Genomic DNA, 6646 nt, shown 5'->3' on the forward strand with positions numbered 1-6646 from the left:
GCCGCCCCAAAACCAGACGCCGCATTCTCTCAGGCAGAAATGCGGCGTTTTTATTGGGGCGGCTTGCCCCCCAGCGCGGGGCAAGCCCGCTCACTACAGCAGCTTGTCACACGTTGTCTCATCTTCGGTTATGCTCGCCGTTCGTCGTAAATGAACGGAGGCTCCATGACCGCTGCCCGCCTGCTACTCCCCCTGAGCTTTGCGCTGCTCGCCGCGTGTGCCAGTGCGCCGAAGCAAAACGTCACCGTGGACAGCCAAAGCGCCTGCCCGCTCCAGCTTAAATCCGGGCAAAACCTGATCCTCACCCTACCCAGCAACCCCACCACCGGTTACCGCTGGGCCATCCAGGACTCCGCCGGCGGCGTGCTGCGCGCCCTGAGCCCGGAGGTCTACAGCAGCGCGGAATCCGGCGTGATCGGTGGCGGCGGCCAATCCACCTGGCGCTTCCAGGCATTTGCCGCAGGCCAGGGCCGTTTGCGCCTGACCTCCCAGCAGCCTTGGGAGCCGGAAGCCGAACCCACTGAGACCTTCGACTGCGCCATTACGGTGAACTGATATGCCGTGGCTGATCCTTGCGTTGATGGGTGCCGGCACCTTTATCTACGGCCTGAGCACTCACGCGGCACTGTTGTGCCTGCTGGTCAAACCCATGCCGGTGCTTGCGCTGCTGGGTTGGCTGCATGATGCGCCGCCCACCGACTATCGACGCTGGATCAGCCTGGGGCTGATTTTTTCCCTGGTAGGCGATGTATTGCTCGCCTGGCCGGGCGACCTGTTTATCTTTGGCCTGGGTGCATTTCTATTCGCACACCTGGCGTATCTCAAAGCGTATTTCAGCGACTGCCGCCGCTTGGCGCTGCTGCCATTGATACTGGCGCTGGGGGTGGGAGCCGTGCTGTTGAGCATCCTGATCGCCCACGGCCTGGGTGATTTGCTGATACCGGTAGTGATTTACGCAACGGTGATCAGCGCCATGCTCTGGCGTGCACTGGCACGCCTGGGCAGCGACGTGCCAAAACGCTCAGCACTGCTGGCGGCTGCGGGGGCGCTGTCATTTGTGTTTTCCGATACGCTGATCGGTATCAATCGGTTCGTCGTGTCGTTCGACGCGGCGCCCTATCTATTGATCGTCACCTACTGGCTCGGCCAGTGGGGCATCACCGCCTCGGCTTTCCATCAGACAACCCGCGCACACGCAGGCCAACTTGGCTAAAATGCCGGCCTTTTCCACATCAATGCCGGAACAACCGTGAGCAAAGAACCCGATCGCCTATTCGCCCAGCCCCTGCCCCAGGTGCCGGACTTCGCCTTTAACGAGGACGTGGTGCGGGTGTTCCCGGACATGATCAAGCGCTCGGTGCCGGGCTACCCGACCATCGTCGAGAACCTCGGCGTGCTCGCGGCGCAGTTTGCCCAACCCAACAGCGTGCTCTACGACCTGGGCGCGTCCCTCGGGGCGGTGACCCAGGCCCTGCGCCGCCATGTGCGCACCGACGGTTGCCGGGTGATCGCGGTGGATAACTCGGCGGCGATGGTCGAGCGCTGCCGCGAATACCTCAATGGCCAGGACTCGATGTTCCAGGAGCTGTTGCCGGTTGAAGTCATCGAGGGCGATATCCTCGCGCTGCAGTTCCAGCCGGCCTCGGTGGTGGCGTTGAACTTCACCCTGCAATTTATCGACCCCGCCGAACGCCTGGGCCTGCTGACGCGCATCCGCCAGTCGCTGCTGCCGGGCGGTGCGTTGATCCTGTCGGAAAAACTGCGCTTCAATGATCCTGAAGAACAGGCGTTGCTCACCGACCTGCACATCGCGTTCAAGCGCGCCAACGGCTACAGCGAACTGGAAATTGCCCAGAAGCGCAGCGCCATCGAAAACGTCATGAAGCCCGACAGCCTCGAAGAACACCGCGAACGCCTGCTGGCCGCCGGATTCTCGAAAGTCGTGCCGTGGTTCCAGTGTCTTAACTTTGCCTCGTTGATTGCCTTGCCATGATTGATCTGTCCCCCCTCGCCCGCCACTTGGTCGGCACTCCCCTGGCCGTGTGGGCCCAGGGCGTGCAAGCGCAACTCGATAGCAAGATGGAAAAGGGTCATGGCGACCTGGAACGTTGGCAGAGTGCGTTGGACGCGCTGCCGCAGATCCAGCCCAGCGAAGTCGACCTGATCAATGGGCTGACACTCGACACCGACTGCGACGATGCCACCCGCGCACAGATGCGCACCGCGTTGATGGGCCTGAGCCCGTGGCGCAAGGGGCCGTTCCATCTGTTCGGCGTGCATGTGGACACCGAATGGCGCTCGGACTGGAAGTGGTCGCGGGTGGCGCCGCACCTGAACTTGAAAGGCAAACGCATCCTCGATGTCGGCTGCGGTAACGGCTACTACATGTGGCGCATGCTCGGTGCCGGGGCTGACAGCGTGATCGGCGTGGACCCCAACTGGCTGTTCTTCTGCCAGTTCCAGGCGGTGCAGCGTTACTTGTCCGAACCCAAAGCCTGGCACCTGCCCTTCCCGTTCGAAGATCTGCCGGCGAATCTGGAAGGCTTCGATACGGTATTTTCCATGGGTGTGTTTTATCACCGCCGCTCGCCGATCGAGCATTTGCTGGCGCTGAAAGACACCCTGGTCAAAGGCGGCGAATTGGTCCTGGAAACCCTGGTGGTGGAAGGCGACCAACAGCAAGTGCTGGTGCCGGAAGATCGCTACGCGCAGATGCGTAACGTGTGGTTCCTGCCGTCGGTACCGGCGTTGATGCTGTGGCTGCGACGGGCCGGGTTCAGTGAGGTGCGCTGTGTGGACGTCAGCGTAACGACGGTGGAGGAACAGCGTGGCACGGAGTGGATGAAGTATCAGTCGTTGAGTGATTTCCTCGACCCCGATGATCACAGCAAGACCATCGAAGGGCTGCCGGCGCCGATGCGGGCGGTGATCATCGCCAAGAAATAACGGTGATCACTCACTGAAGCAATAGAGATCAAATTGTGGGAGGGGGCTTGCTCCCGATAGCGGTGCATCAGTCACAAATAAACTGACTGACAGGCCGCCATCGGGAGCAAGCCCCCTCCCACATTTTTTAATCTCCAGGGTTGCTTAAACGGACGGCTTGGCTCGGCGGGCCTTGAAGAATTCGCTCAGCACCGTGCCGCATTCCTCGGCCAGTACGCCCCCTTCAAACAACACCCGATGGTTGAGAAAACCCTGGGTGAAAAACTGCCCCTGGCTCTGCACAATCCCGGCCTTGGGCTCCAGCGCGCCATACACCACCCGCGCAATACGTGAGTGCACGATCAGGCCGGCACACATGCTGCACGGCTCCAGGGTCACATACAGCGTGCTGCCGACCAGCCGATAATTGCTGATCGCCTGCGCGGCGGCGCGGATGGCGACCATTTCGGCGTGGGCACTGGGGTCGTTGCAGCTGATAGGGCAGTTGAAACCGCGGCCGATGATTTCACCGTCCTGCACCAGCACCGCGCCTACCGGCACTTCCCCCAATGCAGCGCCTTGAGCGGCGAGGGCCAGGGCTTCGCGCATGAAGTCCTGGTCGCGGCTGCGGTCGATAATGGCTGCGGGACGGATCTGGCGCATTACGCCACCTCGATGGCGGCCATCAGGCCGGTTTCCATGTGGTCGATCACGTGGCAGTGGAACATCCACACCCCCGGGTTATCCGCCACCAAGGCCACGCGGGCACGCTCATTCTTGCCCAGCAGGTAGGTGTCGGTGAAGTACGGGATCACATTGTGGCGGTTTGAAGCGATCACCTTGAAGCTCATGCCGTGCAGGTGGATCGGATGCTGGTACTGGGTCATGTTCTTCAATTCGAAAATGTAGCTCTTGCCCTTTTCCAACTTGGCAATCGGGCGGTCGGCGCAGGTCTTGTCGGTGATATCCCAAGCCTTGCCGTTGATCTGCCACAGGCTCGGCGGTTTACCGTCGTCCACCGACACGGTGCCCACCCATTCGAAATTGAAGTTGAGTTTCTCGGCGTTGGCCAGGTCCGGCTCGCTGATCGGGTTGGCCGGCAAGGCTGCAGGCCATTCGGTGGGTGCATCGGTGTTGGCCACCGAGCGGAAGGTACCGAGGCGCACCGGGCCGTTACGCAGGGAGAGTTCTTCACCCGCCGGCGGCGCCTTGATCGCCAGGCAAATCCGCATGCCAGGGCCCAACCAGTACTCCTTGCCCAGTGGGCGCGGCTCGACGGGGTTGCCGTCCAGGGCGTAGATCTGCGCTTCGGCGTCGGGAATATTGAGGCGATAGGTCAGGGTGTTATCCAGGTTGAGCAAGCGCACACGGGTAATCTGCCCGGCCGGCAAATCGATCACCGCCTGGGAGACGCCATTGATGGTCGACAAACGCCCGGCAGTACCGCCACGCGCCGCCTCACGCGGTACGCTGAAAGCAACAAAGGCGCCCTCCTCGTCCACGTGCCAGCTTTTCAGGCTCAGGGTGCGTTCGTGCTTGAAGCCTGTAGGCTCGCGCTCTTCGATGATCAACGGCCCGACCAGGCCACGGCCGAGTTCTTCGCTGCTGTTCACGTGGGGGTGATACCAGTAGCTGCCGGCATCGGGAACGCGGAATTTGTAGTCGAAGTATTCACCCGGCAACACCGGCAGCTGTGACACGTACGGCACGCCGTCCATTTCCAGCGGCAGGCGAATGCCATGCCAGTGGATCGTGGTGGCGACCGGCAGGTGGTTGATGAAGCGCACGCGCAGCCATTCGCCCTGGCGCACGCGCAACTCGGTCCCCGGCGCCGAAGGGCCGAACGCCCAGGCTTGGGTCTTGTGTCCCGGCACCAGTTCCACGTCCAGGGGCGCGGCGATCAACTCGTAGTCGTGCCCCGCTTCAGCCTCGGCGACCTTCCCCAGCCAGTAGCGATAGGCACCCCCGGCCCCCACGCCCACTACGGCAAGGCCGGCGAGGCCACCCAGGATTTGTCGACGGGAAAAGGATCGGGACACAACAACCTCACGTATCTGCCGCAGGACCAAGCCCTGCAAAGGGCGGATACGATACACCGGCAGGGTCTAAACAGTAAGACTTCTCATGTGGGAGCAAGCCCCTCCCACACTGGATCTCAAGCCTTGGCGGCGGCCAGGATCAGCGCCTTCATCTCGGCCACGGCGCCTTTGAAACCGACGAACAGCGCATGGGCCACCAACGCGTGACCGATGTTCAACTCGTTGATGCCCTTGATCGCCGCCACGGCTTCGACGTTGTGATAGTGCAGGCCGTGGCCGGCATTGACGATCAGGCCGGCCTTGAGGCCGCAGCCCACGCCATCAATGATGCGTTGCAGTTCCTCGGCCACTTCGGTTGGCGTGGTGGCATCGGCGTAACGGCCGGTATGCAGTTCAATCGCCGGCGCGCCGACACGACGCGAGGCTTCGATCTGGCGCTCGTCGGCGTCGATGAACAGTGAGACTTCGCTGCCGATCTTCGACAGGCGCTCCACGGCCGCCTTGATCCGGGCTTCCTGGCCGGCCACGTCGAGGCCGCCTTCGGTGGTCAGTTCCTGGCGAGTTTCCGGCACCAGGCAGATGTGCGCCGGGCGAATGCGTTCGGCGAACTGCATCATTTCTTCGGTGACGCCCATTTCGAAGTTCATGCGGGTTTGCAGCACATCCTTGAGCACCAGTACGTCACGCTCCTGGATATGGCGACGGTCTTCGCGCAGGTGCACGGTGATGCCGTCGGCGCCCGCTTCTTCGGCGTCCAGCGCGGCCTTGACCGGGTCAGGGTAACGGGTGCCCCGGGCCTGGCGCAGAGTGGCGACGTGGTCGATGTTGACGCCAAGAAGAATGCGGTTGCTGGTGGTCACGGAAGCGCTCCTGAAAAGGGAAAGAAACGCTGCACAGCATACACGGGGTTGTCAGGGCTTTCGAAACAACTCGCGACTGACCAGTGGCCGCCCCCCCAGATGCACGGCCAGGGCCTGGCGCATCAGGCGCTTGGCGGCGGACAAGGCACCCGGGGCGCTCCAGTCGGCTTCGCTCATGGCCAGCAGTTCAGTGCCCTGAAACAGGCCGGGTTGCAGCAGGTACACGCGCTCAAGGCCGGCGTCGACTTGCAGGCGGTACATGCCATCAGCGGCGATCGGTGCTCCGTGCAGGTCGTTGGCGAGCTCGAAGCCGTAGCCCAGATCATCCAGCAACCGCCATTCGAAGGCGCGCAGCAGCGGTTCCAGGGGGCGGCCTTCGGCGAGGGCCAACAACGTGGCGGCGTAGTGATCGAAAACGGCCGGGTGCGGGTCTTCGGCGGGCAGCAGGCGGATCAGCAGTTCGTTGAGGTAGAGGCCGCTGAACAGCGCTTCGCCATTGAGCCAGGCCGAGGTGCCCAGGCTTTCCATGCGGCCGACGTTTTTCAGCTCGCCCTTGCCGCGAAACTCCACATCCAGGGCCACGAACGGCCGCGCCAATGTGCCCGCCTTACCCCGTGCGCTACGCAACACCGCGCGCAGGCGACCTTGCGGGGTGAGGAAGTCCACCAGGGCACTGGTCTCGCGGTAGGCGCGGCTGTGCAGGACGTAGGCGGGTTGGCTGGTGGGCTGGGACATGGAGGCTCACTGCTGGAATGCATTTTTTGAAAACTGCACAAACCGAATGTGGGAGGGGGCTTGCTCCCGATGGCGGTGGTCAGTCAC

At 62.8% G+C, this 6646-nt stretch carries 8 protein-coding genes; 4 read left to right on the top strand and 4 right to left on the bottom strand.

Going from position 1 to position 6646, the window contains the following annotated elements:
* Nucleotides 1-165: 165 nt before the first annotated feature.
* The 4 genes from ACQRBT_RS03835 to cmoB are packed head-to-tail and all read left to right on the top strand — an operon-like array spanning nt 166 to nt 2946.
* Complete coding sequence (locus ACQRBT_RS03835) at nt 166-555, top strand: protease inhibitor I42 family protein (RefSeq protein WP_090366553.1); 390 nt, start codon at nt 166-168, stop codon at nt 553-555.
* 1 nt (nt 556) lies between these two features.
* Nucleotides 557-1213: a lysoplasmalogenase gene (locus ACQRBT_RS03840; protein WP_104995607.1), complete on the top strand. Its 657-nt coding sequence runs from the start codon at nt 557-559 to the stop codon at nt 1211-1213.
* 36 nt (nt 1214-1249) lie between these two features.
* Nucleotides 1250-1993, top strand: coding sequence for a carboxy-S-adenosyl-L-methionine synthase CmoA (gene cmoA / locus ACQRBT_RS03845; protein WP_104995606.1), 744 nt, complete (start codon nt 1250-1252; stop codon nt 1991-1993).
* Nucleotides 1990-2946: a tRNA 5-methoxyuridine(34)/uridine 5-oxyacetic acid(34) synthase CmoB gene (gene cmoB, locus ACQRBT_RS03850; protein WP_412047607.1), complete on the top strand. Its 957-nt coding sequence runs from the start codon at nt 1990-1992 to the stop codon at nt 2944-2946. The genes cmoA and cmoB overlap by 4 nt, the downstream gene beginning before the upstream one ends.
* Nucleotides 2947-3090: 144 nt before the next feature.
* On the opposite strand, the gene tadA is transcribed toward cmoB, so the two are convergent.
* The 4 genes from tadA to recO all read right to left on the bottom strand — a co-directional run bounded on the left by tadA (nt 3091) and on the right by recO (nt 6559).
* Nucleotides 3091-3588 (bottom strand): tRNA adenosine(34) deaminase TadA, encoded by a 498-nt coding sequence (gene tadA / locus ACQRBT_RS03855; RefSeq protein ID WP_412047608.1) that lies wholly within the window; start codon nt 3586-3588, stop codon nt 3091-3093.
* Nucleotides 3588-4964: a multicopper oxidase family protein gene (locus ACQRBT_RS03860; RefSeq protein ID WP_412047609.1), complete on the bottom strand. Its 1377-nt coding sequence runs from the start codon at nt 4962-4964 to the stop codon at nt 3588-3590. The genes tadA and ACQRBT_RS03860 overlap by 1 nt, the downstream gene beginning before the upstream one ends.
* Nucleotides 4965-5080: 116 nt before the next feature.
* On the bottom strand, nt 5081-5824 hold the full coding sequence (gene pdxJ / locus ACQRBT_RS03865; RefSeq protein ID WP_104995604.1) for a pyridoxine 5'-phosphate synthase: 744 nt from the start codon (nt 5822-5824) through the stop codon (nt 5081-5083).
* A 51-nt stretch (nt 5825-5875) separates the two neighbouring features.
* Entirely contained in the window at nt 5876-6559 is a 684-nt protein-coding gene (gene recO, locus ACQRBT_RS03870) for a DNA repair protein RecO (protein WP_060754486.1), read from the bottom strand.
* Nucleotides 6560-6646 lie beyond the last annotated feature (87 nt).

The sequence above is a fragment of the Pseudomonas sp. R19M genome, from assembly GCF_050312585.1.
GTDB classification, from domain to species: domain Bacteria; phylum Pseudomonadota; class Gammaproteobacteria; order Pseudomonadales; family Pseudomonadaceae; genus Aquipseudomonas; species Aquipseudomonas palleroniana.